Source organism: Pseudomonas sp. GW821-FHT09C09 (assembly GCF_059418105.1).
This window is the reverse complement of sequence record NZ_JBWKPF010000002.1, coordinates 642,395-667,905: the sequence shown is the minus strand read 5'-3', so window position 1 is coordinate 667,905 and position 25,511 is coordinate 642,395. Positions and strand designations below refer to the sequence as shown.

Sequence of the window (25,511 nt, the reverse complement as noted above, 5' to 3'; positions counted from 1 at the left end):
CTGAGAGGCGTGTCGCGATTACATTTTTGAAGGCTTAGTTGTTCACTTTCTGCGGTCGTCCTTGGGAGGGGAAGTTCGATAGCCTAGTCGAGACGTTCGACCGCTTCAAGCCATGTCAGACATGCGTTCAAGAAATAGCGCCAGGGCGACTTCTTCCTTGCGCAGGCCTTTGCGGATCCTCGGCTTTGGCAGCTCCGCCAGTGCGCCCAGCATGAAATGCTCCACCACGGCCGGATGGATATAGCATTTGCGGCATACCGCCGGGGTGTTGCCCAGTTGTCGCGCCACATCTTTGACCATCTCCACCACATGCCGTTTGGCCTCGGTTTCCGACTCCCATTGCAACTCCCGTAACACCGCCAGGGCGAGGGCGCTGCCCGCCCAGGTCCGGTAGTCCTTGGCGGTGAAATCCGCTCCGGTCAGGGTTTGCAGGTAGGCGTTGACGTCGGAAGAGCTGACGGTGTGTCGTTCGCCCTGTTCATCCAGGTACTGGAACAGGTTTTGCCCCGGGATTTCCAGGCAGCGTTTAATGATCCGCGCCAGGCGTCGGTCTTTGACGGTGATCTGATGCTCGATACCGCTCTTGCCGCGAAACTGGAACAGGATTGCGCTGCCATTGATCTCGACATGCCGGCTGCGCAAGGTGGTCAGGCCGTACGAACGATTGTCCCGCGCGTATTGCGTATTGCCGACGCGAATCAGTGTGGCATCGAGCAGCGTGATTACCGTAGCCATGACTTTGTCGCGGCTGAACCCCGGCGCGTCCAGCAGCACTTCAAGCTGTTTGCGCAGCTTCGGCAGCGCCATGCCGAACTCGCGCAGTCGCGAGTATTTGTCGGCATCGCGGACTTCGCGCCAGCGTGGGTGATAGCGGTATTGTTTGCGCCCGCGAGCATCGCGGCCGGTGGCTTGCAGGTGGCCGCAAGGGTCCGCGCAGATCCACACATCGGTGTAGGCCGGCGGCACAGCCAGCGCATTGATGCGTTTGATTTCGTCAGGATCGCGGATGCGCTGGCCGGTTGCGTCGAAGTAGCAGAACTTGCCGCGCAGCTTCTTGCGGGTGAGTCCCGGCTGGGTGTCATCGACGTAATGCAGATCCGAAGGCAACACATCGGTCAGCGCGGTATCGGGCATGGCGGGGTTCCTGGGCGGCAATCGGGCTGTTACAGCGATTGACCGCAGACCCCGGCAGTCGTGCCGACCGATTTATGCCAGAACCGCGACAGCCTTGATCTGCGCCCATAATTGTTGGCCGGCATGTACACCAAGCTGATCCCGTGAGTAGCGGGTAATACGGGCCAGCAGCGGAGTGCCGCCCGCATCGAGGCGAATCAGCACATGAGCGGCATTGTCGGCGGGCATTTCGCTGACCACCGTGACCGGCAACCGATTGAGGATGCTGCTGTGCTCGGTGTTATGCAGGGTCAGGCTGATATCGCGAGCCTGCACTTTGCAGCGCAACGCCTGGCCGATCTCCATGGGGGAGTGAGTCACACGGATGCTCAACAACGTGTCGGGCAATTGCAGGCAAAGCAATTGGTAGTCGTGATCGTAGGAAACGACTTGCCCCTCGATCACGACGCCAGCGTCATCGCCCATTGCCAGAGGCAGATCGAGACGCGCCAGGGTTTCGCCGATGGGGCCGCTGGCCAGCGCTTTACCGTTGTCGAGCAGCACCAGATGATCGGCCAGTCGCGCGACTTCATCCTGTGCGTGACTGACATACAGAACCGGGATATCGAGCTCGTCGTGCAGCCTTTGCAGGTAAGGCAGGATTTCGCTTTTGCGCTGACTGTCGAGGGCGGCCAGCGGTTCGTCCATCAACAGCAGTTTCGGACTGGTCAATAGAGCCCGGGCGATGCCGACGCGCTGACGTTCACCGCCGGACAGATGCTGCGGATGACGCTCCAGCAAATGGCCGATTCCCAATAGTTCGGTGGCTTGCGCCATGTCGACCCGGCGCTGGTTCCTGGCAATCCGCTTGAGTCCGAATTGCAGGTTGGCCAGCACCGAGAGGTGTGGAAACAGGCTCGCTTCCTGAAAGACATAGCCGAGCGCACGTTTGTGCGGCGGGACGAAAATGCCTTTCTCGCTGTCCTGCCAGACTTCGTCGTTGATTTGCACAAAGGCGTCCGAGGCCCGTTCAAGTCCGGCGATGCAGCGCAGGCAGGTGGTCTTGCCGGAGCCTGATTGCCCGAACAATGCAGTCACGCCACGACCGGGCAGGTGCAGGTCGACATCCAGGCCGAAGCCTGAATAAGTGAGTTTCAAGCGTGCTTCAATCATCGATCAACTCCAGCCTGCGCGCGACTTGCGGCTGGAATAAAGCGCCAGCAACACCAGAAACGAAAACACCAGCATTGCTCCGGCGAGCCAATGGGCCTGTGAATATTCCATGGCTTCGACATGGTCGTAGATCTGCACCGAGACCACTCGGGTCTTGTCGGGAATATTGCCGCCGATCATCAGCACCACGCCGAATTCGCCAACCGTATGGGCGAAACCGAGGATCGCCGCGGTAACGAAGCCAGGGCGCGCGAGCGGCAGGATGACGCTGAAAAAAGTGTCCCAGGGATTGGCGCGCAAAGTGGCGGCCACTTCCAGTGGGCGTGTGCCGATGGCAGAGAAGGCGTTTTGCAACGGCTGCACCACAAAAGGCATGGAATAGAGCACCGAACCGATGACCAGTCCGGTGAAACTGAAGGTGAGCGTGCCAAGCCCCAGCCACTGGGTGAAATGGCCAAGAAAGCCATTCGGCCCCATTGCGAGCAACAGATAGAAACCGATGACAGTCGGCGGCAACACCAGGGGCAGGGCGACGATCGCCCCGATGGGACCGCGCAGCCACGAACGGCTACGCGACAACCACAGGGCAATCGGAGTGCCGATGACCAGCAGGATCGCAGTGGTCAGGGACGCCAGTTTCAGGGTCAGCCAGATCGCCGCGAAATCGGCACTCGTCAGCGACATTTACAGCTGATAACCGTAGGACTTGATGACCGCAGCGGCTTTCGGGCCTTTGAGGTAGTCAACCAGTGCCTTGGCAGCGGCGTTGTCCTTGCCTTTGTTCAGAATGACGGCGTCCTGCTTGATAGGGTCGTGCATGCTCGCCGGAACGATCCAGGCCGAACCGCTGCTGACTTTGCCATCCTTGTAGATCTGCGAAAGCGCTACGAAGCCCAGCTCGGCATTGCCGGTGGAAACGAACTGGTAGGCCTGGGTGATGTTCTGGCCTTCGACGATCTTGGCTTTGGTCGCTTCAGTCAGTTTCAGCTTTTCCAGCACCTGGGTGGCTGCCAGACCATAAGGCGCGGCTTTCGGGTTGGCGATGGACAGGTGCTGGTATTCGTTTTTCTTCAGGACTTCGCCTTTGGCATCGACGTAACCTTCTTTGGCCGACCACAGCGCCAGGGTGCCGATGGCGTAGGTGAAGCGCGAGCCTTTGACGGTGTCGCCTTCTTTTTCCAGTTTTTCAGGCGTGGTGTCGTCAGCGGAGAGGAATACCTCGAACGGCGCTCCGTTCTTGATCTGGGTATAGAACTGCCCGGTGGCGCCATAGGCTGCGACCAGTTTGTGCCCGGTGTCTTTTTCGAAATCGGCGGCGATTGCCTGGATCGGTGCAGTGAAGTTGGCCGCGACGGCAACTTGCACTTCATCGGCCTGAACAGCGCCGACGGCGAATACCGCAAGCAGGGAGGCCAGGCAGGTAGGGGCAAAACGTGAGGCACGAATGGTCATGTAACAGCTCCGTTGTTGGCAGGTGCAGTGGGCAGTTGTTGTTAGAGGGGTAGACTGCGCCGATGCGAGGGGGTGAATCGCTATATAGCTGAATATATAGCGAAATGCTTCCAAACGGAAAGTGCTGGTTTCAGGTGGGCAGGTGAGGGCATGGAATCCCTCGGTCTGCCGTGCCTTTACCGAGCGAGTTTCGCGAGCGCTCCTTCCGCCAGTTGCCGGGTCAGTTCAGCACTGCTCAACTCCTTGCCCAGCGTAAACGCCTGGCCCGCCCACAGGTTGCTGAAGTCGGCCTCGTCCTTGGCGCGCAAGGGCATCAGAGCACCGCCGGCCAGTGGAAACGCCGGTGCCTTGTCCGACATCGGACCCACTTCGCGCATCACTCGATTCAGGATTCCCCGAGCCGGGCGCCCGGTGAACAGATTGGTGATCGCTGTTTCACTGTCTTTTGCCGTGCGCAGCGCCTTGTGATGAGAGGCGCTGACTTTGGCTTCTGGAGTAAACAGATAAGCCGTGCCGACCTGCACGGCCGACGCACCGAGCATGAAGGCCGCTGCGACGCCTCGCGCATCGGCGATCGCACCGGCGGCTATCACCGGCACTTTGACCGCGTCGACGATTTGCGGCACGAGGGCAAAGGTCCCGACCTGGCTGCTCAGGTCATCGCTGAGGAACATGCCCCGGTGCCCGCCGGCCTCATAGCCCATGGCGATGATTGCGTCGCATCCGTTCTGTTCCAGCCAGATAGCTTCATCGACGTTGGTGGCCGAAGACAGGATTTTCGCGCCGGTGGCCTTGACCCGGTCCAGCAGGGATTTTTCCGGCAGGCCGAAATGGAAACTCACCACTTTCGGGCGGAACTCTTCAAGCAGTTCGCAAGCGGCTGCATCAAACGGTGCACGGTTGGATACTGGCGTCGGAGCGTCGAAATCGGCACCCAGTTCGCGGTAGTAGGGTTCCAGCAGATTCTTCCAGTCCCGTGCCCGCTGCTCATCGGCGGCCGGTGGCTGGTGGCAGAAGAAATTGACGTTGAACGGTTTGTCGGTGCCCTGGCGGATGGCCTTCAGTTCTTCGCGTAATTGCTCGATGCTCAGCATCGCCGCCGGCATCGAACCCAAACCGCCCGCGTTGCACACGGCAATCACCATCGACGAATTGGTGGCACCGGCCATAGGGCCCTGGATAATCGGCAGTTCGATGCCGAGCAGGTCGAGAATGCGCGTATCTGGCCATTGGTTCATGGAAAAGACTCCGAAGGACAAAGCAGGGCAGAGAAGCTGAAGCCGGTTTTTTTACCAGCAAAACCGGGTTCAGGGCCAGCCGAGATTTATAGTCTTGCGGGATTCGGCTCAGCGTCGATGAAATCCGCCACCACCGCCTCCACCGAATGAATGGTTCATGAACTGCGAAGAGTTGTGGAAGTTGTTCAACCGCTGATTGCCAACGTTACGCGCCGCCGAATCGCGGTTGAGGTTCTGCAACTGAGCATTGTTGTTGATCGGCGCTCGTGTCGCGCCTCCCTTGACCATCGATTGCCAGCCATCATCGGTTTTCTTGTAGACGTTGCCGTCATGCCCGGCGTAAACGTTGTCGCCAACCCGCGCGGCGCCGCTGTTGCGACCATGGATACCGCCGTACTGCGTGGTGTTGCCGGTGTTCGGGTTGTAGACGGCGCCACGATTGGCCGTAACCTGCGTGCCATTGCGAACATTGCCTGCCGTAACGCGGCCTCCGGCAATTGCACCGCCGTTGGGCCCGACCACTTCACCACTGTGTCCCGCTGCATAGTTGCCGGTGTAGACATTGTGTACCGCACCGCGCTGACCTGCAGTCGCAATCCCGGTGCGTGAGTTATAGGAAGAGCCGACCTGACCGGCCCAGCGGTTGCCGGTCCAGGCGTTGTAGCCCGCGCCATAGCGGCTGACCGACGCCCGGTCGCCCCATTGCCGATAGATGTTGCCGGTGGTGCCGGCCCAGCCGCCTGGGCCCCAGGCCACGGCGCCGCCGTGATATCCGTAGGCTGCGCCTCCCCAGGCCAACGGCGCCGGATACAGGTGTGGCCCCCACGCGTAACCCCAGCCGTAATTGCCCCACCATGGATAGGCGCCCCAGCCCCAACCCATCGCGGCAGTGTTGCCGCCCCAACTCCAGCCGAAGCCGAAACCGAAGGTCCAGCCCGTCCACGGCGTGTAGCGGATGGCGACGCCAAAACCGTAAGTCACCGGCGGCCCGTACCAGACAGTGCCGACCCAGGGTGTGTACGGATAGCCCGTGCCGTAAACCACGACGCCGGTCGCAGGATCCAGCGTCGATCCCTGATAGCCCGGGGTATAGCCGACAACGACCGTGTCACCACTGGATTCATAGACTTTGACGTAGGTGAGGTAGTGCATCGGCGAATTCGGCGGAATCGAGTAAATCACCGCCGGAACCGAGCCTGCGACGGTCCATGGCCCGGTGACCGCTGTCGCAACGAACCAGATCCCGTTCTCGACCGCGTACCAACTGTTTTCATCGACCCGGATGATTGGCGTCGCGCTGTTGATCACATACTGAAGCGGTGTCCCGCTGATGGCTTTGAGTTGAGGCTCACCATCGAACTGCGGGGCAGTCATTTTGACCGCGCTTTTCTTGATCGCCGACGTCTGGGGGATCGTGGCGGCAATGGCCGCTTCCTTCGCCTGCGGTGTCCCGGCGACCGAGGCTTTGACGTTTTCTTTCGGACTGTCGTCGGGGATGTTGGCGAAGTCGGCCGGCAGCTTGTCCGCCGGGGTAAATGTCCACGGGCCGTTCATGTCAGCGGCGCGGAACCAGCGGCCAGAGATCAGCACATAAGTGTTCTGGTCGCCGATTTCCTTGAAGATGTGCCCGGTGGTGTTGCTGACATACAGCAATTGCGTTCCCTGGATCGGCAGCCACTGCGGCGCACCGTCGGTGACGATCAGTTCGGTCGGGGTCGTGGCCACGAAGATTTTTGGCTGCGGCGGTTTGGCCAGACTCGGTACTTTGTCCTTGGGATCGCTTTGCCCGGTGAGCAGGTCAACTTGCCGGCTCTCGATCGCGGCTTTCTTGGCTTTCTCCAGATCCGCCGAAGGCGAGGACAGCAGGGTGTACGGCCCTGTCAATTGATCGGCAACCATCCAGCCGTCGAACACGTGCAGATAGTGTTTGCCCTGGCCGTCCTTGAGCAGCAGAGGACGAGTGTTGATGACCCGTTGCAATCCGGTGCCGTCGACCGGGCGATACGCGGCCTCACCGTCGATATAAACGAGCATGGCCGGCACATCAGAGCTGATGATGGTCGGTGGCGTGTTTTCCAGAGGCGCCGTGTCGGCTTTCTGTTCGGCGGCCAGTACGCCGACGGCAGCCTCCAATTGATCGAGTGAAATGGTTTTCTTGCGCTTGGCCGCATCGTTTTGCAGTGTCGTAATCCAGGTGTCGGCCTGATTGGCGTCGGCGGGGAAGTCGGCCTTGATGATCTTGTACTGGTCGAGCATGACCCAGCGAGTCGTCTTGTCGACCAGTGTATGAGCGCTGAACTGGACGATCCCGTAAGTCGCCTTGCCGTCGGCATCGGTCGCCTCGACGGCGGCGCGGGCCTGCAAGGTGTAGCCGTCCCAGCTGTCGAGCTGGGGCTGGTACACGGTGAGTTTTGACTTGCCGCTGGTGATGACCTGGGGCCACGTCGGCTCAACGGCAGCGGCGTCTGCCGTCTTGGCCGCAGGCGCCGCCCACGCGCTGTTGAATGCCAACAGACAGAGCATCAGACAGGCAAGAAAAGGGTGGGCGCGGGACATTGTCAGCTCCATCGACAAAGGCTTCTCGGGGATAAACGGAAGCAGTCGAAAAAGCATAGTCGCCTGATCTGGAATCACCCGCCGGTTTCAGCGATTGGCGGAAAGTCGAGTGGGGCAAAATGTTGCAGTGTGCTATTTGAATGCCACGATCCCCTGAATCCTTCCCCTGAGAGGCAGTCATGTTCAACGGCATTCTGATCGACAAAGACGACAGCGGTTATCGCGCCAGCCTGCAGACAATCGACGAGCAGCAGTTGCCCGAAGGCAATGTGACAGTGCGCGTCGCGTACAGCACGCTCAACTTCAAGGACGGGCTGGCGATTACCGGCAGCAGCCCTGTGGTGCGCAAGTTCCCGATGGTGCCGGGAATAGATCTGGCGGGTACGGTCGAAGTCAGTTCGCATCCCGACTATAAGGCTGGCGATCAGGTGCTGCTCAACGGCTGGGGCGTGGGTGAAAACCACTGGGGCGGTCTGGCCCAGAAGGCGCGGCTCAACGGCGACTGGCTGATTCCGCTGCCAGAAGCCTTCACTGCCGCGCAAGCCATGGCCATTGGTACGGCGGGCTACACGGCAATGCTGTGCATCATGGTGCTGGAGCGCAATGGCGTGACGCCAGAGCAGGGTGAAGTGCTGGTCACCGGCGCCAACGGCGGGGTCGGCAGCTTTGCCATTGCCTTGTTGGACAAACTTGGCTATCGCGTGGTGGCGTCCACCGGGCGGGTGTCGGAGCATGAATATCTGCAGCGACTGGGCGCCAGCGAAATCATTGATCGTGCAGCCTTGTCCGAGCCTGGCAAACCCTTGGCGAAGGAGCGCTGGGCGGCGGTGATCGATTCGGTCGGCAGTCATACGTTGGCCAATGCCTGTGCGAGTACTCGCGCCGAAGGCACCGTTGCAGCATGCGGTCTGGCTCAGGGCATGGACTTTCCGGCATCGGTGGCCCCATTCATCTTGCGTGGCGTGACACTGGCCGGCATCAACAGCGTGACCCAGCCCAAGGCCCGCCGAATCGAGGCCTGGGCGCGTCTGGCCAAGGATCTGGATTTCGCCCTGTTGCCCCTGATCAGCCACGAAATCGGCCTCAGCGAAGCGATCGAAGCTGCTCCGAAATTGCTCGCCGGACAGTTGCGCGGACGGGTTGTCGTGGACGTCAATCGCTGACACATTAAGCGCCATCGCGGACCTGCCGGGCCGCACTTCAAAAAAAGGGAGTGGCACTTCGATGGATTTACAACAACAGCACGTTGAGTCGTTCACGGTTTCAGGCTTGCGCGTTCGAACCACCAATGCCGCAGAACACAAGGCCGAGACCGCGAAAATCGGCCCGATGTGGGGCGAGTTCTTCGGCAGGAACCTGGCAGAGGTCATTCCCGGCAAACTGACCGAGTCGCCGATTTATGGGGTGTATTCGGCCTACGAGTCGGATGCCTCGGGTGCCTTTGATGTGACCGCCGGCGTTGCTGTCGTTGATCCACAAAGCGATTTCGAAACAATTCTGATCGAGAGTGGCGAGTATCTGGTGTTTCAGGGGCAGGGCGCATTGCCGGACGCCGTCATCGCCACCTGGGGCCGGATCTGGAAACACTTCGAAGCCAATCCGCAGATCCAGCGCCGCTACGCCACCGACTTCGAGGCCTACCTTGGCCCCGAGTCGGTAGCCATCTACATCGGCATTCGTTAAGACCGGGTTTCCCGGGACAACAGCTCACGCTTGCGTTCCACGCCCCAGCGGTAGCCCGAGAGATTGCCGTCGCTGCGCACCACGCGGTGGCAAGGGATCGCCACCGCGAGGCTGTTGGCGCCGCAAGCCTGGGCCACCGCCCGAACCGCTTTGGGTGAGCCGATGCGCTGTGCGATGTCGGCGTAACTGGCGGTGCTGCCAACCGGAATTTCGCGCAGTGCCTGCCAGACCCGTTCCTGAAACGCGGTGCCCCGCACATCCAGTGGCAGATCGAGGCCGATGGCCGGTGCTTCGATGAAACCGACGACATGGGCGATCAGTTGTTCGAACTCGGCATCAGCCCCGATCAGGTTTGCCCGGCGAAACTGATCCTGCAGGTCACAGACAAGCTGATGAGGATCGTCCCCCAACAGAATCGCGCAGATCCCCCGGTCACTCTGTGCCACCAGAATGGCGCCGAGCGAGCATTGGCCGACCGCAAAACGAATGTCGTTGTTTTGCCCGGCGGCCCGGAAGTCGCCGGGCTTCATGCCCAGCAACTGGTCTGCGGATTCGTAGAAGCGGCTGTTCGAGTTGAAACCGGCGTCGTACAGCGCATCGGTCACCGAGTCGCCATCCGCCAGGCGTTGCCGCACTCTGCGGGAGCGATGTGCGGCGGCGTAACCTTTGGGTGTCAGGCCGGTGGCGGCTTTGAAGACCCGATGGAAATGGAAGGCGCTAAGGCCGGCGGCTTCTGCCAGTTCGTTGAGTGCCGGCAGGGTTTCGGCGCTTTCGATCTGCCGGCAGGCCGCTGCTACGGTCGCGGCATGTTGCGCGGCCACGTCGCTTTGATCCTTGCTCGCCCGTTTGCTGGGGCGATATCCCGCCGCTTCGGCTTCTTCGGCGGTGTCGAAGAATTCGACATTCTGCGGCTTCGGCAGGCGCGCCAGGCTGCTCGGGCGGCAATAGATGCCGGTGGTCTTCACGGCATAGACAAACTGGCCGTCCGCACGTGGGTCGCGGGCGACGACAGCGGCCCAGCGTGGATCGTCTTGAGTGTTCAAAGGGGTCGAAAGCGTTTTCATGATGGAGAGTCCGTTGACCTGTTGAATTTCAGGTTAACCAGTGCCGCCAACCGTAACACTCCGGCCCTTGCGGTCAAATTCCGTGAGGTTATCCAGCGGTGCGAAACGTCAGGTTGAAACGCTGTTCGCCCAGTTGCGGATGCCGGCCGTGTTTGATCGGCAGGACGCCGTGATAGCGCAGCCGGTCGACGCCGCCCCAGATCACCATGTCGCCGTGCAACAGCGAAATGCGCTGACTCTTGTCGCTGCGGGCGAAGCCGCCGAACAGGAACATGGCGGGTAAGCCCAATGACAGGGACACGATAGGTGCGGCGTAGGAATGTTCGTCTTTGTCCTGATGCAAAGACATTTTCGCGCCGGGGACATAGCGGTTGATCAGGCAGGAATCCGGTATGAAGTCGGAAAATCCGACTTGCTTCGCCGCTGCCAGGGCCAATTCGCGAAAGACGTCAGGCATCTGCGGCCAGGGCTGGTGGCTGATTGGATCTTCGGCCGAGTAGCGGTAACCGCTGCGATCGGTGATCCAGCCCAAAGCGCCGCAGCTGCTGGTGGCAACGGACATGCTGAAGCCTCCGGGCGTCATCATGTGCCGCAACGGGGCACGTTCGATGACCGATTCCAGCGCCGGCAGCAATTGCTCGATACGGGACAGGGCGAAGCCACGCAAGACCCACGATTGCTCTCCAATCTGCTCGGAGCGGGGTGGCTGCTCGGTGTCGGCGAAGAGGTCGAAATTGCTGTGCATGATGGTCAGGTTGCGTCGTGAAAGATGATGCCGAGAGTATGCCGTTTTCCACTGTGCAGGCGACTCACGCCATGGCGCATGGTGACCCGATAATCGCCGCGCACGCCTTTGACCGGACGCTGGTTGACGGCAAAGATCAAGGCGTCACCTTTTCTCAGGTCCATCACCAGCGGCCGAGACTGCATTCTCGGACGTTGTTCGGTCAGGACGAACTCACCACCGCTGAAATCTTCGCCAGGCTCTGACAGAAGAATCGCCACTTGCAGTGGAAAGACGTGTTCGCCGTACAAATCCTGATGCAGACAGTTGTAGTCCTGCGGGCCGTATTGCAGCAAGAGCGGGGTAGGCCGCAGTTGACCGGCGGCGTGACAGCACGCGAGAAACTCGCTGTGCAGGGGTGGAAATCGTTGCGGCAAACCCATTCGTTCGTGCCAGCGGTTGGCCAGGGGAACAAGATGCGGATAAAGCGTACTGCGCAGGCGCTCCACCAATGGAGGCAGCGGATAGCGCAGATATTTGTACTCGCCGCGTCCGAAACCGTGGCGGGCCATGATGACTTGCGAGCGGAACGGTTCGCTTTGCGGGTAAAGCGCTCTCAGGCGCTCGCAGGTTTCCGGGCGCAACAACGAGCGGATAACGGCACAGCCGTCCTGATCCAGCTGTTGTTCCAGCGCGACCCAGTCGAGCGTATCGAGGGGCGATTCGGGTGACATCGGCATGCTGATTCCTTGGTGCTTGTCCAAGTGATCAGTCTAGGCAGCCCGCGAGGCCGGAACACTCCGGCGCTTGCGGTCGAATTGTCACCCGTGCCTTACAAGGCCTTGCTGACGCTGATATCGCTGATCACGTCGCCGCTCTGGCCATGCAGGGCATCCAGCGCAGCCTTGGCTTCTTCCGGCGTGCCGTTTTCCAGCTGAGCGAATTCGAAGCGGCGCTCGCCGTTGAGTTTGTACTTGATGACGTATTTGGTCGTTTGAGCCACGGTCATGCTTACCTGATTGTATTGAGGGGGGCGATCAGCTGAGTTTCGAGCTGGAACGACGGATGATCTTGATCGAGTGCGTCAGGGTCGGCTTGCGGGTCACGCTGATTGCGCGGCGGTTGACGGTGTCGATGGTGATGTTCCAGAAACCGGTGCTCGGCGCCGTGATGCGGGCCGGAAAGGTGTCGAAGGCGCCGCCGTGGTAGGTGTGACGGCCGCCGTTCTTGAAGCTGCGGAAGTTGGCGTCGTTCATCAGACGGATGTTGCAGGTTTGCGAGCATTGGATGACGACGATGTCGTCTTCGTTGAGGTGCTCGCGCTGGTGAATAAATTTCATGGGCGCCTCCAGAAGGGCTTTTTCTACAAAATCAAAACGATAGCAAGGTCGATTGGCGGCAGTTTATCAGTCCGGACAGGTTATTATCCGGCCGTCGGGCGCTGCTTTGACAATTAAAAACAGTTATTCGCGATTCCATGTGCGTTAAATGCAATGAGCCTCGGAGAAAATTGGCATTCGTGCTGTCCGACGGTCTTTATAGGAGATTCTGTATGAAGTGGGGTGTGGTCATTGTGCCGTTGGCATTGGCGATGGGTGGTTGTGCAAGCGTTTCGGAGATTAACGAGACATTGCCGACCATGAACGTCATTTCCGGCAAGAAGCCCCACGAATATGCGCAGTGCCTGGCTGACCAGCTGGCGCAAAGCCGCGGGGCCTTGCAAATGGAGCCGCACAAGGACGGGGTTCGGGTGATCGTGCCGGGGAAATTGTCATCCGGCCCGGCGGCGGTGTTTGACATCGAGGATCGCTCCGGCGGCAGCAGTATCAAGTTGCATGAACGCATGTCCAATGTGCCGATACGTCCTCGGGATGTTCGCAATGCCGCCACGGTGTGCATTTCCGGCTGATAAACTGTCAGTCATCGGTATTGATGCCGTTCAGGCCACGCTTGGGCGGCATTGTCATTTCTGGAGATGTGCATGAAGCGGGAGCAGGTGCGCGAGCGCCATAAAGAAGGGTTGATTGCAGCCACACATGTGATTCAGAACCCGGCGAATCCGGGTGAGTGGATCGTGTTTTTCAAGAAGAGCGCCGGGCGCAGTTATTTTCTGGTGGATGAAAACGACGAAGTCGAATCGTTTGGCCGTCTGGATGACCTGATTGAGGTCGTTCGCGGGCTGGGGATCAAGTTCGCCGAAATCCACATGTAAAACCTACTTGCAGACCACTACGACGCTGCGAGTCTTGTAATTGCCGACGTCGACACCCAGTGTCTTGTCGCTTTCCTTCGACGCAGGCGTACCTTCCGTTCCAACGATGCGATAGCCGGTTCCGGCGCAGGAGGCATCGGCCTTTTCATAGCAACTGGCCCAGGAGTTCGCCTCGCCGGAGCAGTCGATGCTCAAGCCTTGTTCGCCATTGTTCAGATAAGTCGTTTCGGACGTGGCGCAGCCGGCCAGGGCCAGAAGCGCAATCAGTGGCAGCATGCGGTGCAGGGTACGGATGTTCATGGCGATGTCGTCTTCGGAAGGAGAGGGCTAGACGCTATGACAGCGCCGGTGCGAAAAGGTTATAGCGATTGGCCACGTCTTTGTGTGCGGGCCAAAAAAAGCCCTGCACAGTGGCAGGGCCGGGATTTGTGGTCGCCGATCAGTCTTGATCCTTGCCGCGACGCTTCGGCGAGGGAGGCGTGTAATCAAGCACCGCGGCTACTTCAACCGCCATCGCTTCAGTGGGCAATGGGCCGGACACATCTTCGCCGTTGGCGGCGGTGATATGCCACTGGCCATCTTTTGCCTTGGCGACGGTGTACCCGTTGATGATTTTTGCTGCGGACATCTAGCGGCCTCGTTGGCTGGTTCAAAGGCGTCATGATAACGGGAAACGGGCGAGCAGGCGCGGTTCGATGCGGTGTTCCTGAATCTTTGGGCTACGCTGAATGCGCAGCTTCTGCGTGCGGATTGAACTATCCGCCAGAATATTTCTCTATGTTGACATCGGTTAGCCAGTGCGGGGCATTGTAAGGTGCACGCCGCCTGATTAGACTGCGCCGAAACTCGTACACACAGCCCTTTCAAGGACTTATATGATCAAGAAATGCTTGTTCCCAGCAGCCGGTTACGGTACTCGCTTCCTTCCAGCGACTAAGGCCATGCCCAAAGAAATGCTGCCGGTGGTAAACAAGCCACTGATCCAGTACGGCGTCGAAGAAGCTCTGGATGCTGGTCTGACTGAGATCTCCATCGTGACCGGCCGTGGCAAGCGCGCCCTGGAAGACCACTTCGACATCAGCTATGAGCTGGAAAACCAGATCAAGGGCACCGACAAAGAGAAATACCTGGTCGGTATCCGCAAGCTGTTGGACGAGTGCTCGTTCTCCTACACCCGTCAGACTGAAATGAAAGGCCTGGGCCATGCGATCCTGACCGGTCGTCCGCTGATCGGTGATGAGCCGTTCGCGGTAGTGCTGGCGGACGACCTGTGCGTCAACCTCGAAGGCGACGGCGTACTGACCCAGATGGTGAAGCTGTACAAGCAGTTCCGCTGCTCGATCATTGCCATTCAGGAAGTCGATCCGCAAGAAACCAGCAAATACGGCGTCATTGCCGGCGAGATGATCCGCGACGATATCTACCGCGTACACAGCATGGTCGAGAAGCCAAAGCCGGAAGACGCGCCGTCGAACCTGGCGATCATCGGTCGTTACATCCTGACCCCGGACATCTTCGACCTGATCGAACAGACCGAGCCAGGCAAGGGTGGTGAAATCCAGATCACTGACGCCCTGATGAAGCAGGCCCAGAACGGCTGCGTGATGGCCTACAAGTTCAAGGGCAAGCGTTTCGACTGCGGTGGTGCCGAGGGTTACATCGAGGCAACCAACTTCTGCTTCGAAAACTTCTACAAGACCGGCAAGGCCTACTGATAGCGCCTGACCTGTCTGTACGAAAAAGCCACCTTCGGGTGGCTTTTTCATTTTCCGCCCCTATATCGGCAGGAGTGCTTGCCCAAAGGACGACGGCGGGTATGCTGATCCCCTGCCGAGGAGAAAGAAATGGCCTACGATTTTGACCTTTATGTGATTGGTGCCGGTTCCGGCGGTGTACGTGCTGCGCGTTTTGCGGCCGGATTCGGCGCGAAAGTGGCGGTGGCCGAGAGCCGTTATCTGGGCGGCACCTGCGTCAACGTCGGCTGCGTGCCGAAGAAGCTGCTGGTGTACGGCGCGCATTTCGCCGAAGACTTTGAGCAGTCGTCCGGTTTCGGCTGGAGCCTGGGCGAAGCGGACTTTGATTGGGCGACCCTGATCGCCAACAAGGATCGCGAGATCAATCGCCTGAACGGCATTTATCGCAATCTGCTGGTCAACAGTGGCGTGACCCTGCACGAAGCGCACGCGAAAATCGTTGGCCCGCATGAAGTCGAGGTCAACGGTGAGCGTTTCACTGCAAAAAACATTCTGATCGCCACGGGCGGCTGGCCGCAGATTCCGGAAATCCCGGGGCATGAGCATGCCATCAGCTCCAATCAGGCGTTTTTCCTGAAAGAGCTTCCGAAGCGCGTCCTGGTCGTCGGTGGTGGATACATCGCCGTCGAATTTGCCGGCATCTTCCACGGTCTCGGTGCAGATACCACGTTGCTGTATCGCGGTGATCTGTTCCTGCGCGGCTTCGACGGTTCGGTGCGCAAACATCTGCAGGAAGAGCTGACCAAGCGCGGCATGGATCTGCAGTTCAATGCCGATATCAAGCGGATCGACAAGCAACCAGATGGCAGCCTGAAAGCGACCCTCAAGGATGGTCGCGTGCTGGAAGCAGATTGCGTGTTCTACGCCACTGGCCGGCGTCCGATGCTGGACAATCTCGGGCTGGAAAATACCGACGTACAGCTCGACGACAAAGGTTTCATCAAGGTCGACGAGCAATACCAGACCACCGAGCCGTCAATTCTTGCGCTGGGTGATGTCATCGGTCGCGTTCAGCTGACGCCGGTGGCGCTGGCTGAAGGCATGGCGGTGGCGCGACGTCTGTTCAAGCCGGAGCAATACCGACCGGTGGATTACAAGATGATCCCGACAGCGGTATTCAGTCTGCCGAACATCGGCACTGTCGGTTTGACCGAAGAAGAAGCGCGTGAAGCGGGGCACGATGTGGTGATCTTCGAAAGTCGCTTCCGCCCGATGAAGCTGACCCTGACCGAATGCCAGGAGCGCACGCTGATGAAGCTGGTGGTCGATGGCAAGTCCGACAAGGTGCTGGGCTGCCACATGGTCGGGCCGGATGCCGGCGAGATCGTGCAGGGACTGGCGATCGCGCTGAAGGCTGGCGCCACCAAGCGTGACTTCGACGACACCATCGGGGTGCACCCGACGGCGGCCGAAGAGTTTGTCACCATGCGTACGCCGGTCGGCGCTTAAGTCTTTTTCGCCTCTGCTGCGTCTGGCGCTGCCGCAACGGTGGTGGCCAGGCGCAGGCTGTCTTGCGCCTTGGTCAATTCCTTCTCCAATGACTGATTGAGCTGCGACTGCTCGTCGACGTTCTGCTTGAGCGTCTGACTTTCCAGCAGCGCCACGCGCAAGCGTTCCTGGAGGAGGGTGCGCTCGCTGTCGACACGCGTCGCTTGCTCCAGCAGTTGATCCTGACGCTGATTGCTGTGCTTGAGCTGGTCCTGCAGCAGGCTCAGTTCACGCAGCGTGCCACGGTTCTCGGTCAGCAGGCGTTCGTTGTCACGGTGCAATTGAGTGATTTCGTCCTGACGAACCAGCGCACTTTGCTGCGCCTGACGCAACTCCATCTGCAATTGTTGAACCTGACTTTCGTGACGGCTCTGTTCCTGTTCGCGCTGCTCTTTAACGGCATTGCGGTAGTGTTCAAGCGCATCTCGAGCATGCAAGTGCTTTTCTTCCAGCGAGCGGATCTGCTCGTCCTTGTCCTGCAAGCGCAATTCGAAATCTGCCAGCGCCTGATTCAGGCCGGCATTGCGTGTCTGTTCGGTTTGCAGCATCGAGCGGGTGTCGCTCAAGACTTCGGACTCTTTCGTTAGCGCTGCGCCCTGGATGTCGTGCTTTTTCTCCAGCTGCGCATGGTCCTGACGAAGCTGATTCAGCTCAGATTCCAGCGCCTGGCGTTGTTGCTCGTACTGTTCGCGCGCCTGATCGATCGGGTCCTGTGCCTGTTCTTTCAGGCGTTGTGCGAGGCGCGTGACGAGTGCCAGGAGCTCGTCATCGATGGGTTCTGCCGAAGGATCCGCCGGTGCGCTGCCGTCATCCAGCTCCTTCAGATAGCGATGAATCGTGGTTTTCGATCCGGTATTCCCCAGCTCGATGCGTACTGCGTCGATGCTTGGGTGTTCGCCACGGGCGAGGATCGCTGAGCGCGCGATCTGGACTACTGCTTTGTTAACGCCGCCACGGGCCATATATGCTCCTACGATTACGTACTGTGGTACATGCCACCAAAGTACGCAGTGTACCATGCTGAAAATAAAGTTAAATGTTTCAAGATAAACGGGCGGGATATACTGGTATTACCCCGTGTGAAGCGCCAGAATCCGCTTTTCAATCTTCAAATCAGTACATCTGCGAGAAAACAGCCCATGAGCGATCTGGATCGCTATCTGCAAGCCGCCACCCGTGACAACACCCGCCGCAGCTATCGTGCGGCCGTCGAGCATTTCGAAACGGTATGGGGCGGGTTCCTGCCCGCGACGGCGGACAGCGTCGCGCGCTATCTGGTGGCTCACGCGGGTGTGCTGTCGGTCAATACGCTGAAGCTGCGCCTGTCGGCCCTGGCGCAGTGGCATAACAGTCAGGGGTTCGCCGATCCGACCAAGACGCCGGTGGTGCGCAAAGTGTTCAAGGGCATCCGTGCGCTACATCCCGCGCAGGAAAAACAGGCCGAGCCGTTACAGCTGCAGGATCTTGAGCAGACCGTTGCCTGGCTTGAGCAGGAAATGAAAGAGGCCCGAGAAAAACAGGACCGGCCGTTGCTGCTAAGAGCCTGTAGAGACCGCGCACTGATTCTTCTGGGGTTTTGGCGCGGCTTTCGTAGTGACGAGCTGTGCCGGGTGCAAATCGAGCACGTCCAGGCCCACGCCGGCAGCGGCATCACCCTGTACCTGCCACGCAGCAAGGGCGACCGTGAGAACCTCGGTCAGACCTATCAGGCTCCGGCGTTACTGAAGTTGTGCCCGGTGCAGGCCTACATCGACTGGATCACCGAAGCGGCGCTCGTACGTGGCCCGGTGTTTCGCGGTGTCGATCGCTGGGGCAATCTGAGCGAGGAGGGCTTGCACGCCAACAGTGTGATTCCGCTGCTGCGTCAGGCCCTGGAACGCGCCGGGATCTCCGCCGAGCGCTATACCAGCCACTCGTTGCGCCGTGGCTTTGCCACCTGGGCCCATCAAAGCGGTTGGGATCTCAAGTCGCTGATGAGTTACGTGGGCTGGAAGGATATGAAGTCCGCGATGCGCTATGTTGAAGCGAGCCCCTTTCACGGGATGGCCCGGATTACGGATAAGCCGTTGTCTTCGTAGATATCGTTTTCTTCTATTAATACAGTCAGCTAATAGCGAAAACAAATCAGCAGCATCAGGTTTGCCAATGAGCCATCCGTCGAGTGAGTGGGTAGGATTCACCCATCGAATTCACAACCCTGACGGAGAGTCATCAATGCCTATCATCAACAGCCAAGTAAAACCGTTCAAAGCTACCGCGTTCAAAAACGGCGACTTCGTACAAGTCTCGGACGCTGACCTGAAAGGCAAATGGTCCGTAGTTTTCTTCTACCCGGCCGACTTCACCTTCGTTTGCCCAACCGAGCTGGAAGACCTGGCCGACAACTACGCTGCCTTCCAGAAACTGGGCGTAGAGATCTACAGCGTTTCCACCGACACCCACTTTGCCCACGCTGCCTGGCACAACACTTCGCCAGCCATCGGCAAAATCGAATACACCATGATCGGCGACCCGACCCACGTCATCTCCCGCAACTTCGACGTGCTGATCGAAGAAGCTGGCCTGGCAGACCGTGGCACCTTCGTGATCAACCCTGAAGGCCAGATCAAAATCGTTGAACTGAACGACGGCGGCGTTGGCCGTGACGCTTCCGAGCTGCTGCGCAAGATCAAGGCTGCTCAGTACGTCGCTGCTCACCCAGGCGAAGTTTGCCCGGCCAAGTGGAAAGAAGGCGAGGCCACTCTGGCTCCGTCCCTGGACCTGGTCGGCAAGATCTGAGTCTGTGACACACGCAATGCAGGGCGGGACTCCGCACCTACCTCAGTAAGCTGCACCGCCCAATAGAAAAGCCCGGGCGAGATTCGCTCGGGCTTTTTTTCGCCTCAAATAAAGTCAGGAGATCGCCCGTATGTTGGACGCCAATCTTAAAGCCCAGTTGAAATCGTACCTGGAACGGGTCACCCAGCCGATCGAGATCGTTGCCTCACTCGACGACGGTGCGAAATCCCGTGAAATGCTCGACCTGCTGAAAGACGTTGCCAGTCTTTCGCACCAGATTACCTTGATCGACAGCGGCGACGATGCACGCAAACCGTCGTTCTCGATCAACCGCCCGGGTGCCGACATCAGCCTGCGTTTCGCCGGCATCCCGATGGGCCATGAATTCACTTCGCTGGTGCTGGCCCTGCTGCAAGTCGGCGGTCACCCTTCGAAGGCCAGTGTCGAAGTGATCGAACAGATCCGCTCGCTCAAGGGCGAGTTCAACTTCGAGACTTACTTCTCGCTGTCCTGCCAGAACTGCCCGGACGTGGTCCAGGCGCTGAACCTGATGGCCGTGCTGAACCCGAACATCCGCCACGTCGCCATTGACGGCGCGCTGTTCCAGGACGAAGTCAACGATCGCAAGATCATGGCCGTGCCGAGCATTTACCTGAACGGCGAAAATTTCGGCCAGGGCCGCATGGGCCTGGAAGAGATCCTCGCCAAGCTCGACACCGGCGCCATCGAGCGTCAGGCCGAGAAAATCAGCGCCAAGCAAGCCTTTGATGTGCTGGTAGTGGGCGGTGGCCCGGCCGGTGCTTCGGCGGCAATCTATGCCGCACGTAAAGGCATTCGCACTGGCGTTGCCGCCGAGCGCTTTGGCGGTCAGGTGCTGGATACCATGGCCATCGAGAACTTCATTTCCGTGCAGGAAACCGAAGGCCCGAAACTGGCAACCGCGCTTGAAGAACACGTCAAGCAGTACGACGTCGACATCATGAACCTGCAGCGCGCCGACAAGCTGATCCCGGGCAAGAACGGCGAGCTGCATGAAGTCCGCTTCGCCAGTGGCGCAACCCTCAAGGCCAGGAGCGTGATTCTGGCGACCGGTGCACGGTGGCGCGAAATGAACGTGCCGGGCGAACAGGAATACCGCAACAAGGGCGTGGCTTACTGCCCGCACTGCGACGGCCCGCTGTTCAAAGGCAAGCGTGTGGCGGTGATTGGCGGCGGCAACTCCGGCGTCGAGGCAGCGATTGATCTGGCCGGTATCGTGTCCCACGTAACCTTGCTTGAGTTCGACGTACAACTGCGTGCTGACGCGGTGCTGCAACGCAAGCTGGACAGCCTGCCGAACGTCACCGTGATCACCAGTGCGTTGACCACTGAAGTCACTGGCGATGGCCAGAAGGTCAACGGCCTGCGTTACAAGGATCGCAACACTGACGAGTTGCGCACGGTCGAGCTGGAAGGGATCTTCGTGCAGATCGGTCTGCTGCCCAACACCGACTGGCTCAAAGGCACCATCGAGCTGTCGCCGCGTGGCGAAATCATCGTCGACAACCGGGGTGAGACTTCGATTCCGGGTATCTTCGCGGCCGGCGACGTGACCACCGTGCCGTACAAGCAGATCGTGATTGCGGTGGGCGAGGGCGCCAAGGCTTCTCTCAGCGCTTTCGATCACCTGATCCGTACTTCGGCCCCAGCGTAAATCCCGGACCGAAAAAAGAAAAACCCCATCAGCGATGATGGGGTTTTTTCTTTTCAGCGTTTACAGCGGCGCCGGCTGAATGATCTCGACCCAGTAGCCATCCGGGTCCTTGATGAACGCCAGGCTCTTCATGCGGCCATCGGTCAGGCGCTTCTGGAAGTCGCAGCCCAGTTCTTCAAAGCGTGCGCAAGCAGCGACGATGTCCGGCACCGAAATGCAGATGTGGCCGAAACCGCGCGGGTCGGTGTTGCCGTTGTGGTAGGCGAAATCAGCGTCGTTTTCGGTGCCGTGGTTGTGGGTCAGTTCCAGGATGCCGGGAATCGACTTCATCCACTCGGTGCGGGCAGCGGCGTCGGTCGGGATCTGCGATTTGTCGACCAGGGCGAGGAAGTACAGGCTGAATTCCGCTTCCGGGAAATCACGCTTCTCTACCAGCGAGAAACCCAGCACGCGGGTGTAGAAGTCCAGCGACTTGGTGATGTCCTTGACGCGCAGCATGGTGTGATTGAACACGAAGTTGCGGGTTGCGCTGTCTGGGGTGGCGGTGACGCCAGGGAAGGTGTTCAGTTCTTGCAGGCTCATGGGCCCTCCGTAACAAATTGGGGCGAGTGAATGGGCGCAATGATACGCATGCCTTGCGGCATCGCCAAACCGAAAGCGCGGGCTTGCCCTGCAAGCGGGCGAACCTCAGACTTTACGGTTCAATCCGCGAGTGCCTCTGGTAATGATCCGACCGTTCAAATCGCTGTTCGTTTTCTTCGGCTTGTCCCTCATCGCCGCTTCGGCCTGCGCGGATGCTCCGAGCATTACCTGGCCTGCGGGCTGGCAAGTCGAAGCGTTGCCCGAAACAGCACCGGATGTTTCCCGTCAGCGGGCGGTGAAGACCGATGCCGATGGCAATCAGGTGATGGTGATGGAGTTGACGATGACGCGTGTGGAAACGGGTCATCAGGTCAATCTGCAAGGCGTGCTGCTGGAGATGCGCAAGTCGGTGCAGAAGGACTTTTTCCAGGGCGGTTATCAGAGTGTCTGTAACAAGGTTCATTCGAGCACACTCGGTTCGCTCGCGGCGCTCGAGACCACTTGTACCGTCACCGAAAACGGCCGTCATGTGCTATCACAAACATTGGTTGCTGCAGTAGAGGCAGACAAGGCCTATGTACTTTCGTATGCCGGGCAAGCCGAGGTTTACAAGGCCAGCGCTGATGAAATAGTGGCGGCGAGAAACAGCTTGAAATTTTAGTCAGCTGTTCGGTGATCCTCAGCCCGTTAGATACCTGAAGTGATTAAATACAAAGTTGCTCGCCCTGCGAAGACGCAACATCCGGAAGCATAGTTCCAGTGCAAGAGGCTGTTTGGCTCTGAACTTTAGAGACGGGAAATTGTTGCATTTGTTAGATATTGTCCAAAAAAAAGCCCTGCATCTGCAGGGCTTTTATGTTTGCGGGGGATTAACCGCGCAACCAGGAATCAACGGTGGCTGCACCGTATTGTTCCTTCCAGGCCTTCAGGCCGCGATGGTTGCCACCCTTGGTCTCGATCAGCTCGCCGGTGTGCGGGTTCTGATAGACCTTGACCACACGAGCGCGGCGGGTCTTAGGTGCTGCGGTCAGTTGCAGACCGGATTTGGCCGGGTTCGGATCGAGAATGGCGATGATGTCTTTCAGGCCTTTGCCGTAGGTTTTCATCAGCCCCTGGAGCTTTTCTTCGAATTCGATTTCTTTCTTGAGCCCGGCATCGTTCTTCAGCGATTCCAGCTGCTTGAGCTGTTCCTGAAGGGCCTTTTCAGCTGCACGAAATTCAGCGAGTCTGGACAATATCTTTACTCCAATAGTGTGTTTGGCTGATACCAACCGCAAACAAAGCTATAAGCCAAGAGCCTTGAAGCGACTCGGTGATAGTGGCTCACCTGTCAATATAGCAACAGGTAAGAAAAATTGTAGTAGTTAATGCGTCAAGAGTAAATCCTGACGTTTTCTTTATGTAAAAACAGCGATGTCTTGTATCAATTTGGTGCGGACGGTCTGAGCCCGCCGGTTTTATCGCGATTAGTTAATGGTGAGTTAATGCATCGATGAAGTCTGCGGCCGGCATCGGTTTGCCAAACAGATAGCCTTGCAGAAAGTTGACGTGATGCGCGGCCAGATAATCCGCCTGGACCTGTGTTTCCACGCCTTCGGCCACAATGCCCAGATCCAGTTTGGCGGAGAGTTCGATGATGCTGTCCAGAATGTGTCGGGACAGGGCGTCCTTATCAATCATGGCAACGAATGTCTGGTCGATCTTCAGGAAGTCGACATTGAATGTTCTCAAATAGCCCAGGCTCGAATGACCGGTGCCGAAGTCGTCGATCGCGATCTTCACACCCATGGCACGCAGTTGTGCAAACAGCTGATGGGTGATGTCGGTCGGCTCGATCAACTCGCGTTCCGTCAACTCCAGGACCAGGCTGATGCTGCCTGGGACGAATGCCGCCAGAAACTCGCGGCAGTCTTCCAGCAACTCCAGATCGTGGCAGTGACTGGCCGTAATGTTGATGCCGATATGAAAGGGGGCCTCGAAGGAAGCCGACAGCGGCCCGAGCACTACGGCGGTCTGCTGCATCAAGGAACGGGTCATCGGTACGATCAGCCCGGAATGTTCTGCGAACGGTATGAACAGATCCGGACGCACCAGGCCTTCTTTGGGATGATTCCAGCGCATCAGTACTTCGCAGCCCGACCAGCGTTTGCTGTCGCCATAGACCACCGGTTGGAAGTAGGGAATGAACTCTCCGGCTTCCAGCGCGCGCAGCATTTCGTGACTGGGGGATGTCGCGCGGTTCTGCACGATATAACCGATTGCCCCTGACACCGCCCCAAAGAAAATCAACAGACTGAACAGCGGCGGGTATTCGTCGCTCATGTAGTTCCAGGTTTCATCTTCAGGGAAACCGGCGCTCACCGTGTAGGCATAGTGCGGAGAGTTCAACGTGCTCTGGGCCACCGGCAACTCGGGAAGGGCACCTTGATGCACTTTGCCGTCGGCCGAAAGCCAGTTATTGCCCACTTGCAGCAATAACAATGTCTGCCGGCCGATCAGGCGCAGAATATTGCTCAGGTGATAGCCGTCCAGCGTCGTCAGCGCACCGCCCCGGCCTTCGCTCAGTCGATACACCAGCAGCGCCGTATCAGGCGTAACCGGGTTGCCGTTCATGAGCCATAACTTGCCTTGGGTGTAGTCCCCCGGATTGACGGCTTCCTTGAAGTCGCCGAACAGCGAACTGCAATAGAGGTTGTTGTCCCACACCAGATTGGTCGAACGCACGAACGGGCGACGGGTGACCTGTTCGCGCAGGGCCAGTTTGACATCCTCGCAGGTCTGGCCCGCCAGCGGCAGCAATTCCCGGGCGGACTGGGCGGTGTTGTCGAGCATCAGGTCGAACTGGCGCAAGGCTTCTTCGGCGGTTTGCCGGGAGCTCTGTTCCAGCGTGCGCTCGGCCTGCATATGCAGAATCACTGTGCCGATGATGATCGGCAGCAAACCGCACAGCAGCGTCACGATGATTCGGGTGCTGCGTTTGCGGCGGGGCCTGACGGTCAGAGGCATGGGCGCATCCTGTTGCGGTGGTGTGGGGCTCTCGACGGCAGGCGGGGCAAGGATGCACCTTCTGGAAAGCGTTGGGTCTGTGCCCATGATAGATGGCCGTTGGCGCTTGCGCCGCTCAGCGGTTATCGAGTGCAGTCGCCAGTTTGATGAAAGCCAGAGTGGCGGGTGATGCCTGACGCTGATCCAGCACGGCCAGGCCGATGTGGCGCACCACGGCGGGTGACAATGGCCGCTTCACGTATTGCGGATTTGACTCGATGGGCAGCGAACCTTCGGCAACGAGGGTGATGGCGTCGCCCCGGCTCACGGTATCGAGGGTGCTCAGCAGTTGCGAGCAGCGGTAGCGGATATTCGGGCTCAGCCTTGCCGCGTTGAACAGTCGCGAGACCAGTTCCGAAGAGCCTGCTTCGGTGAGCACGAACGGGTCGCTGCACAGGTCTTTCAGGCTCAGTTCCACCTGCGAGGCCAGAGGATGGTCGAGCGGGAGCAGGGCGACCATCTGGTCTTCCATCAGGGCGAACGTATCGAAGCGTTCTTCGGGCAATACCACGAAACCGATGTCGATCCGCCGCTCGTCAAGCCACTGGAGCACCTGCCGGTCCGGCCCTTCGTCGATGTGAACCTCGATGCCCGGGTGCGCCCGGCGAAATTGCTGGAGGATCCGCGGCAGCAACCTGATCGATGAAGTCGGGCCGAACGAGCCGATACGCAAGGTGCCGCTTTTCAGCCCGCGCGCATCGGCGGCCTCCTGGCGCAATGTGTTGGCCAGCCCGAGCATCGCCCGTGCGCGCAGCAGCAATTGCTCGCCAATATCGCTGAGTTCGACTTGCGATTGATGCCGGCGAAACAATTCGACACCCAGTTCCTGCTCCAGTGACTTCAAGGCATGGGAAACCGCTGACTGCGAAATCCCCAGACGATGGGCGGCGAGGGTGAAGCCGCGCAGTTCGGCCACCAGAGAGAAGATTTCGAGCTGGGTCAAAGTCATGAGTAAA

Annotated in this window: 28 protein-coding genes; 10 read left to right on the top strand and 18 right to left on the bottom strand. The window is 59.2% G+C overall.

Annotated elements, in window-relative coordinates; translation table 11 throughout:
- Positions 1-105 precede the first annotated feature (105 nt).
- The 6 genes from AC07NR_RS08035 to AC07NR_RS08010 form a co-directional block, all read right to left on the bottom strand.
- Positions 106-1,134, bottom strand: a complete 1,029-nt coding sequence (locus tag AC07NR_RS08035; RefSeq protein ID WP_423203559.1) for a DNA topoisomerase IB — start codon at positions 1,132-1,134, stop codon at positions 106-108.
- A 72-nt stretch (positions 1,135-1,206) separates the two neighbouring features.
- Positions 1,207-2,286 carry a molybdenum ABC transporter ATP-binding protein gene (gene modC, locus AC07NR_RS08030; RefSeq protein WP_423203558.1) on the bottom strand — a complete coding sequence of 360 codons (1,080 nt, stop codon included), beginning with the start codon at positions 2,284-2,286 and terminating at the stop codon, positions 1,207-1,209.
- A gap of 3 nt (positions 2,287-2,289) precedes the next feature.
- Positions 2,290-2,970 carry a molybdate ABC transporter permease subunit gene (modB, locus tag AC07NR_RS08025; protein ID WP_085710042.1) on the bottom strand — a complete coding sequence of 227 codons (681 nt, stop codon included), beginning with the start codon at positions 2,968-2,970 and terminating at the stop codon, positions 2,290-2,292.
- Positions 2,971-3,738 carry a molybdate ABC transporter substrate-binding protein gene (gene modA, locus AC07NR_RS08020; protein WP_248740581.1) on the bottom strand — a complete coding sequence of 256 codons (768 nt, stop codon included), beginning with the start codon at positions 3,736-3,738 and terminating at the stop codon, positions 2,971-2,973.
- A gap of 176 nt (positions 3,739-3,914) precedes the next feature.
- Positions 3,915-4,976 (bottom strand): NAD(P)H-dependent flavin oxidoreductase, encoded by a 1,062-nt coding sequence (locus tag AC07NR_RS08015; protein ID WP_495078288.1) that lies wholly within the window; start codon positions 4,974-4,976, stop codon positions 3,915-3,917.
- Positions 4,977-5,084: 108 nt separating this feature from the next.
- Positions 5,085-7,532, bottom strand: a complete 2,448-nt coding sequence (locus AC07NR_RS08010; RefSeq protein ID WP_495078287.1) for an autotransporter — start codon at positions 7,530-7,532, stop codon at positions 5,085-5,087.
- 179 nt (positions 7,533-7,711) lie between these two features.
- Here AC07NR_RS08010 and acuI point away from each other — a divergent pair, with 179 nt between their 5' ends.
- Both acuI and AC07NR_RS08000 read left to right on the top strand, forming a co-directional pair.
- Complete coding sequence (gene acuI, locus AC07NR_RS08005) at positions 7,712-8,695, top strand: acrylyl-CoA reductase (NADPH) (protein WP_495078286.1); 984 nt, start codon at positions 7,712-7,714, stop codon at positions 8,693-8,695.
- A gap of 61 nt (positions 8,696-8,756) precedes the next feature.
- Entirely contained in the window at positions 8,757-9,215 is a 459-nt protein-coding gene (locus AC07NR_RS08000) for a GyrI-like domain-containing protein (protein ID WP_248740577.1), read from the top strand.
- On the opposite strand, the gene ada is transcribed toward AC07NR_RS08000, so the two are convergent.
- From ada to AC07NR_RS07975, 5 genes are all read right to left on the bottom strand, one after another.
- Positions 9,212-10,279 carry a bifunctional DNA-binding transcriptional regulator/O6-methylguanine-DNA methyltransferase Ada gene (ada, locus tag AC07NR_RS07995; RefSeq protein WP_305832805.1) on the bottom strand — a complete coding sequence of 356 codons (1,068 nt, stop codon included), beginning with the start codon at positions 10,277-10,279 and terminating at the stop codon, positions 9,212-9,214. The two genes, AC07NR_RS08000 and ada, sit on opposite strands and share 4 nt — an antisense overlap.
- A gap of 88 nt (positions 10,280-10,367) precedes the next feature.
- Complete coding sequence (alkB, locus tag AC07NR_RS07990; protein WP_495078285.1) at positions 10,368-11,024, bottom strand: DNA oxidative demethylase AlkB; 657 nt, start codon at positions 11,022-11,024, stop codon at positions 10,368-10,370.
- Positions 11,025-11,029: 5 nt separating this feature from the next.
- Positions 11,030-11,743 carry a 2OG-Fe(II) oxygenase gene (locus AC07NR_RS07985; RefSeq protein WP_495078284.1) on the bottom strand — a complete coding sequence of 238 codons (714 nt, stop codon included), beginning with the start codon at positions 11,741-11,743 and terminating at the stop codon, positions 11,030-11,032.
- Between the two features lie 92 nt (positions 11,744-11,835).
- On the bottom strand, positions 11,836-12,012 hold the full coding sequence (locus tag AC07NR_RS07980; RefSeq protein WP_158593095.1) for a hypothetical protein: 177 nt from the start codon (positions 12,010-12,012) through the stop codon (positions 11,836-11,838).
- 28 nt (positions 12,013-12,040) lie between these two features.
- On the bottom strand, positions 12,041-12,343 hold the full coding sequence (locus AC07NR_RS07975; protein ID WP_007958929.1) for a DUF1883 domain-containing protein: 303 nt from the start codon (positions 12,341-12,343) through the stop codon (positions 12,041-12,043).
- 212 nt (positions 12,344-12,555) lie between these two features.
- Between AC07NR_RS07975 and AC07NR_RS07970 the strand changes: the two genes are divergently transcribed.
- Entirely contained in the window at positions 12,556-12,912 is a 357-nt protein-coding gene (locus AC07NR_RS07970; RefSeq protein ID WP_134827072.1) for a hypothetical protein, read from the top strand.
- A gap of 72 nt (positions 12,913-12,984) precedes the next feature.
- Positions 12,985-13,215 carry a hypothetical protein gene (locus AC07NR_RS07965; protein ID WP_085710032.1) on the top strand — a complete coding sequence of 77 codons (231 nt, stop codon included), beginning with the start codon at positions 12,985-12,987 and terminating at the stop codon, positions 13,213-13,215.
- 3 nt (positions 13,216-13,218) lie between these two features.
- Here AC07NR_RS07965 and AC07NR_RS07960 read toward each other — a convergent pair whose 3' ends face one another.
- Together AC07NR_RS07960 and AC07NR_RS07955 are read right to left on the bottom strand one after the other, a co-directional pair.
- Positions 13,219-13,515, bottom strand: a complete 297-nt coding sequence (locus AC07NR_RS07960) for a hypothetical protein (RefSeq protein WP_248740572.1) — start codon at positions 13,513-13,515, stop codon at positions 13,219-13,221.
- Between the two features lie 139 nt (positions 13,516-13,654).
- The gene (locus AC07NR_RS07955) at positions 13,655-13,843 is read right to left on the bottom strand and encodes a hypothetical protein (protein WP_305832807.1); all 189 of its coding nucleotides are present in this window, start codon (positions 13,841-13,843) and stop codon (positions 13,655-13,657) included.
- Between the two features lie 247 nt (positions 13,844-14,090).
- On the opposite strand from AC07NR_RS07955, the gene galU reads away from it, so the two are divergent.
- Both galU and gorA read left to right on the top strand, forming a co-directional pair.
- Positions 14,091-14,930: a UTP--glucose-1-phosphate uridylyltransferase GalU gene (galU, locus tag AC07NR_RS07950; protein WP_007912230.1), complete on the top strand. Its 840-nt coding sequence runs from the start codon at positions 14,091-14,093 to the stop codon at positions 14,928-14,930.
- A gap of 129 nt (positions 14,931-15,059) precedes the next feature.
- Positions 15,060-16,418 carry a glutathione-disulfide reductase gene (gene gorA / locus AC07NR_RS07945; RefSeq protein ID WP_248740571.1) on the top strand — a complete coding sequence of 453 codons (1,359 nt, stop codon included), beginning with the start codon at positions 15,060-15,062 and terminating at the stop codon, positions 16,416-16,418.
- Here gorA and AC07NR_RS07940 read toward each other — a convergent pair.
- The gene (locus AC07NR_RS07940) at positions 16,415-17,419 is read right to left on the bottom strand and encodes a DNA-binding protein (RefSeq protein WP_495078283.1); all 1,005 of its coding nucleotides are present in this window, start codon (positions 17,417-17,419) and stop codon (positions 16,415-16,417) included. The genes gorA and AC07NR_RS07940 overlap by 4 nt on opposite strands.
- A 177-nt stretch (positions 17,420-17,596) precedes the next feature.
- Between AC07NR_RS07940 and AC07NR_RS07935 the strand changes: the two genes are divergently transcribed.
- The 3 genes from AC07NR_RS07935 to ahpF all read left to right on the top strand — a co-directional run bounded on the left by AC07NR_RS07935 (position 17,597) and on the right by ahpF (position 20,928).
- On the top strand, positions 17,597-18,535 hold the full coding sequence (locus tag AC07NR_RS07935; RefSeq protein ID WP_495078282.1) for a site-specific integrase: 939 nt from the start codon (positions 17,597-17,599) through the stop codon (positions 18,533-18,535).
- Positions 18,536-18,671: 136 nt separating this feature from the next.
- On the top strand, positions 18,672-19,235 hold the full coding sequence (gene ahpC, locus AC07NR_RS07930; protein ID WP_003224621.1) for an alkyl hydroperoxide reductase subunit C: 564 nt from the start codon (positions 18,672-18,674) through the stop codon (positions 19,233-19,235).
- Positions 19,236-19,365: 130 nt separating this feature from the next.
- Positions 19,366-20,928: an alkyl hydroperoxide reductase subunit F gene (gene ahpF, locus AC07NR_RS07925; protein WP_495078281.1), complete on the top strand. Its 1,563-nt coding sequence runs from the start codon at positions 19,366-19,368 to the stop codon at positions 20,926-20,928.
- 60 nt (positions 20,929-20,988) lie between these two features.
- Here the strand turns inward: ahpF and gloA are convergent, their stop codons facing one another.
- On the bottom strand, positions 20,989-21,510 hold the full coding sequence (gene gloA / locus AC07NR_RS07920; protein WP_085730808.1) for a lactoylglutathione lyase: 522 nt from the start codon (positions 21,508-21,510) through the stop codon (positions 20,989-20,991).
- Positions 21,511-21,652: 142 nt separating this feature from the next.
- On the opposite strand from gloA, the gene AC07NR_RS07915 reads away from it, so the two are divergent.
- Complete coding sequence (locus AC07NR_RS07915; RefSeq protein WP_305832813.1) at positions 21,653-22,171, top strand: DUF4946 domain-containing protein; 519 nt, start codon at positions 21,653-21,655, stop codon at positions 22,169-22,171.
- A gap of 208 nt (positions 22,172-22,379) precedes the next feature.
- On the opposite strand, the gene AC07NR_RS07910 is transcribed toward AC07NR_RS07915, so the two are convergent.
- The 3 genes from AC07NR_RS07910 to AC07NR_RS07900 form a co-directional block, all read right to left on the bottom strand.
- Positions 22,380-22,745 carry a histone-like nucleoid-structuring protein, MvaT/MvaU family gene (locus AC07NR_RS07910; protein ID WP_064381416.1) on the bottom strand — a complete coding sequence of 122 codons (366 nt, stop codon included), beginning with the start codon at positions 22,743-22,745 and terminating at the stop codon, positions 22,380-22,382.
- 235 nt (positions 22,746-22,980) lie between these two features.
- Positions 22,981-24,516: an EAL domain-containing protein gene (locus AC07NR_RS07905; RefSeq protein ID WP_305832814.1), complete on the bottom strand. Its 1,536-nt coding sequence runs from the start codon at positions 24,514-24,516 to the stop codon at positions 22,981-22,983.
- Positions 24,517-24,631: 115 nt separating this feature from the next.
- The gene (locus AC07NR_RS07900; protein WP_495078280.1) at positions 24,632-25,504 is read right to left on the bottom strand and encodes a LysR family transcriptional regulator; all 873 of its coding nucleotides are present in this window, start codon (positions 25,502-25,504) and stop codon (positions 24,632-24,634) included.
- Positions 25,505-25,511 lie beyond the last annotated feature (7 nt).

Coding starts and splice junctions, on each gene's coding strand:
- AC07NR_RS08035 (WP_423203559.1), bottom strand. CDS start 1,134: ATGCCCGATACCGCGCTGACCGATGTGTTGCCTTCGGATCTGCATTAC.
- modC (WP_423203558.1), bottom strand. CDS start 2,286: ATGATTGAAGCACGCTTGAAACTCACTTATTCAGGCTTCGGCCTGGAT.
- modB (WP_085710042.1), bottom strand. CDS start 2,970: ATGTCGCTGACGAGTGCCGATTTCGCGGCGATCTGGCTGACCCTGAAA.
- modA (WP_248740581.1), bottom strand. CDS start 3,738: ATGACCATTCGTGCCTCACGTTTTGCCCCTACCTGCCTGGCCTCCCTG.
- AC07NR_RS08015 (WP_495078288.1), bottom strand. CDS start 4,976: ATGAACCAATGGCCAGATACGCGCATTCTCGACCTGCTCGGCATCGAA.
- AC07NR_RS08010 (WP_495078287.1), bottom strand. CDS start 7,532: ATGTCCCGCGCCCACCCTTTTCTTGCCTGTCTGATGCTCTGTCTGTTG.
- acuI (WP_495078286.1), top strand. CDS start 7,712: ATGTTCAACGGCATTCTGATCGACAAAGACGACAGCGGTTATCGCGCC.
- AC07NR_RS08000 (WP_248740577.1), top strand. CDS start 8,757: ATGGATTTACAACAACAGCACGTTGAGTCGTTCACGGTTTCAGGCTTG.
- ada (WP_305832805.1), bottom strand. CDS start 10,279: ATGAAAACGCTTTCGACCCCTTTGAACACTCAAGACGATCCACGCTGG.
- alkB (WP_495078285.1), bottom strand. CDS start 11,024: ATGCACAGCAATTTCGACCTCTTCGCCGACACCGAGCAGCCACCCCGC.
- AC07NR_RS07985 (WP_495078284.1), bottom strand. CDS start 11,743: ATGCCGATGTCACCCGAATCGCCCCTCGATACGCTCGACTGGGTCGCG.
- AC07NR_RS07980 (WP_158593095.1), bottom strand. CDS start 12,012: ATGACCGTGGCTCAAACGACCAAATACGTCATCAAGTACAAACTCAAC.
- AC07NR_RS07975 (WP_007958929.1), bottom strand. CDS start 12,343: ATGAAATTTATTCACCAGCGCGAGCACCTCAACGAAGACGACATCGTC.
- AC07NR_RS07970 (WP_134827072.1), top strand. CDS start 12,556: ATGAAGTGGGGTGTGGTCATTGTGCCGTTGGCATTGGCGATGGGTGGT.
- AC07NR_RS07965 (WP_085710032.1), top strand. CDS start 12,985: ATGAAGCGGGAGCAGGTGCGCGAGCGCCATAAAGAAGGGTTGATTGCA.
- AC07NR_RS07960 (WP_248740572.1), bottom strand. CDS start 13,515: ATGAACATCCGTACCCTGCACCGCATGCTGCCACTGATTGCGCTTCTG.
- AC07NR_RS07955 (WP_305832807.1), bottom strand. CDS start 13,843: ATGTCCGCAGCAAAAATCATCAACGGGTACACCGTCGCCAAGGCAAAA.
- galU (WP_007912230.1), top strand. CDS start 14,091: ATGATCAAGAAATGCTTGTTCCCAGCAGCCGGTTACGGTACTCGCTTC.
- gorA (WP_248740571.1), top strand. CDS start 15,060: ATGGCCTACGATTTTGACCTTTATGTGATTGGTGCCGGTTCCGGCGGT.
- AC07NR_RS07940 (WP_495078283.1), bottom strand. CDS start 17,419: ATGGCCCGTGGCGGCGTTAACAAAGCAGTAGTCCAGATCGCGCGCTCA.
- AC07NR_RS07935 (WP_495078282.1), top strand. CDS start 17,597: ATGAGCGATCTGGATCGCTATCTGCAAGCCGCCACCCGTGACAACACC.
- ahpC (WP_003224621.1), top strand. CDS start 18,672: ATGCCTATCATCAACAGCCAAGTAAAACCGTTCAAAGCTACCGCGTTC.
- ahpF (WP_495078281.1), top strand. CDS start 19,366: ATGTTGGACGCCAATCTTAAAGCCCAGTTGAAATCGTACCTGGAACGG.
- gloA (WP_085730808.1), bottom strand. CDS start 21,510: ATGAGCCTGCAAGAACTGAACACCTTCCCTGGCGTCACCGCCACCCCA.
- AC07NR_RS07915 (WP_305832813.1), top strand. CDS start 21,653: ATGATCCGACCGTTCAAATCGCTGTTCGTTTTCTTCGGCTTGTCCCTC.
- AC07NR_RS07905 (WP_305832814.1), bottom strand. CDS start 24,516: ATGCCTCTGACCGTCAGGCCCCGCCGCAAACGCAGCACCCGAATCATC.
- AC07NR_RS07900 (WP_495078280.1), bottom strand. CDS start 25,504: ATGACTTTGACCCAGCTCGAAATCTTCTCTCTGGTGGCCGAACTGCGC.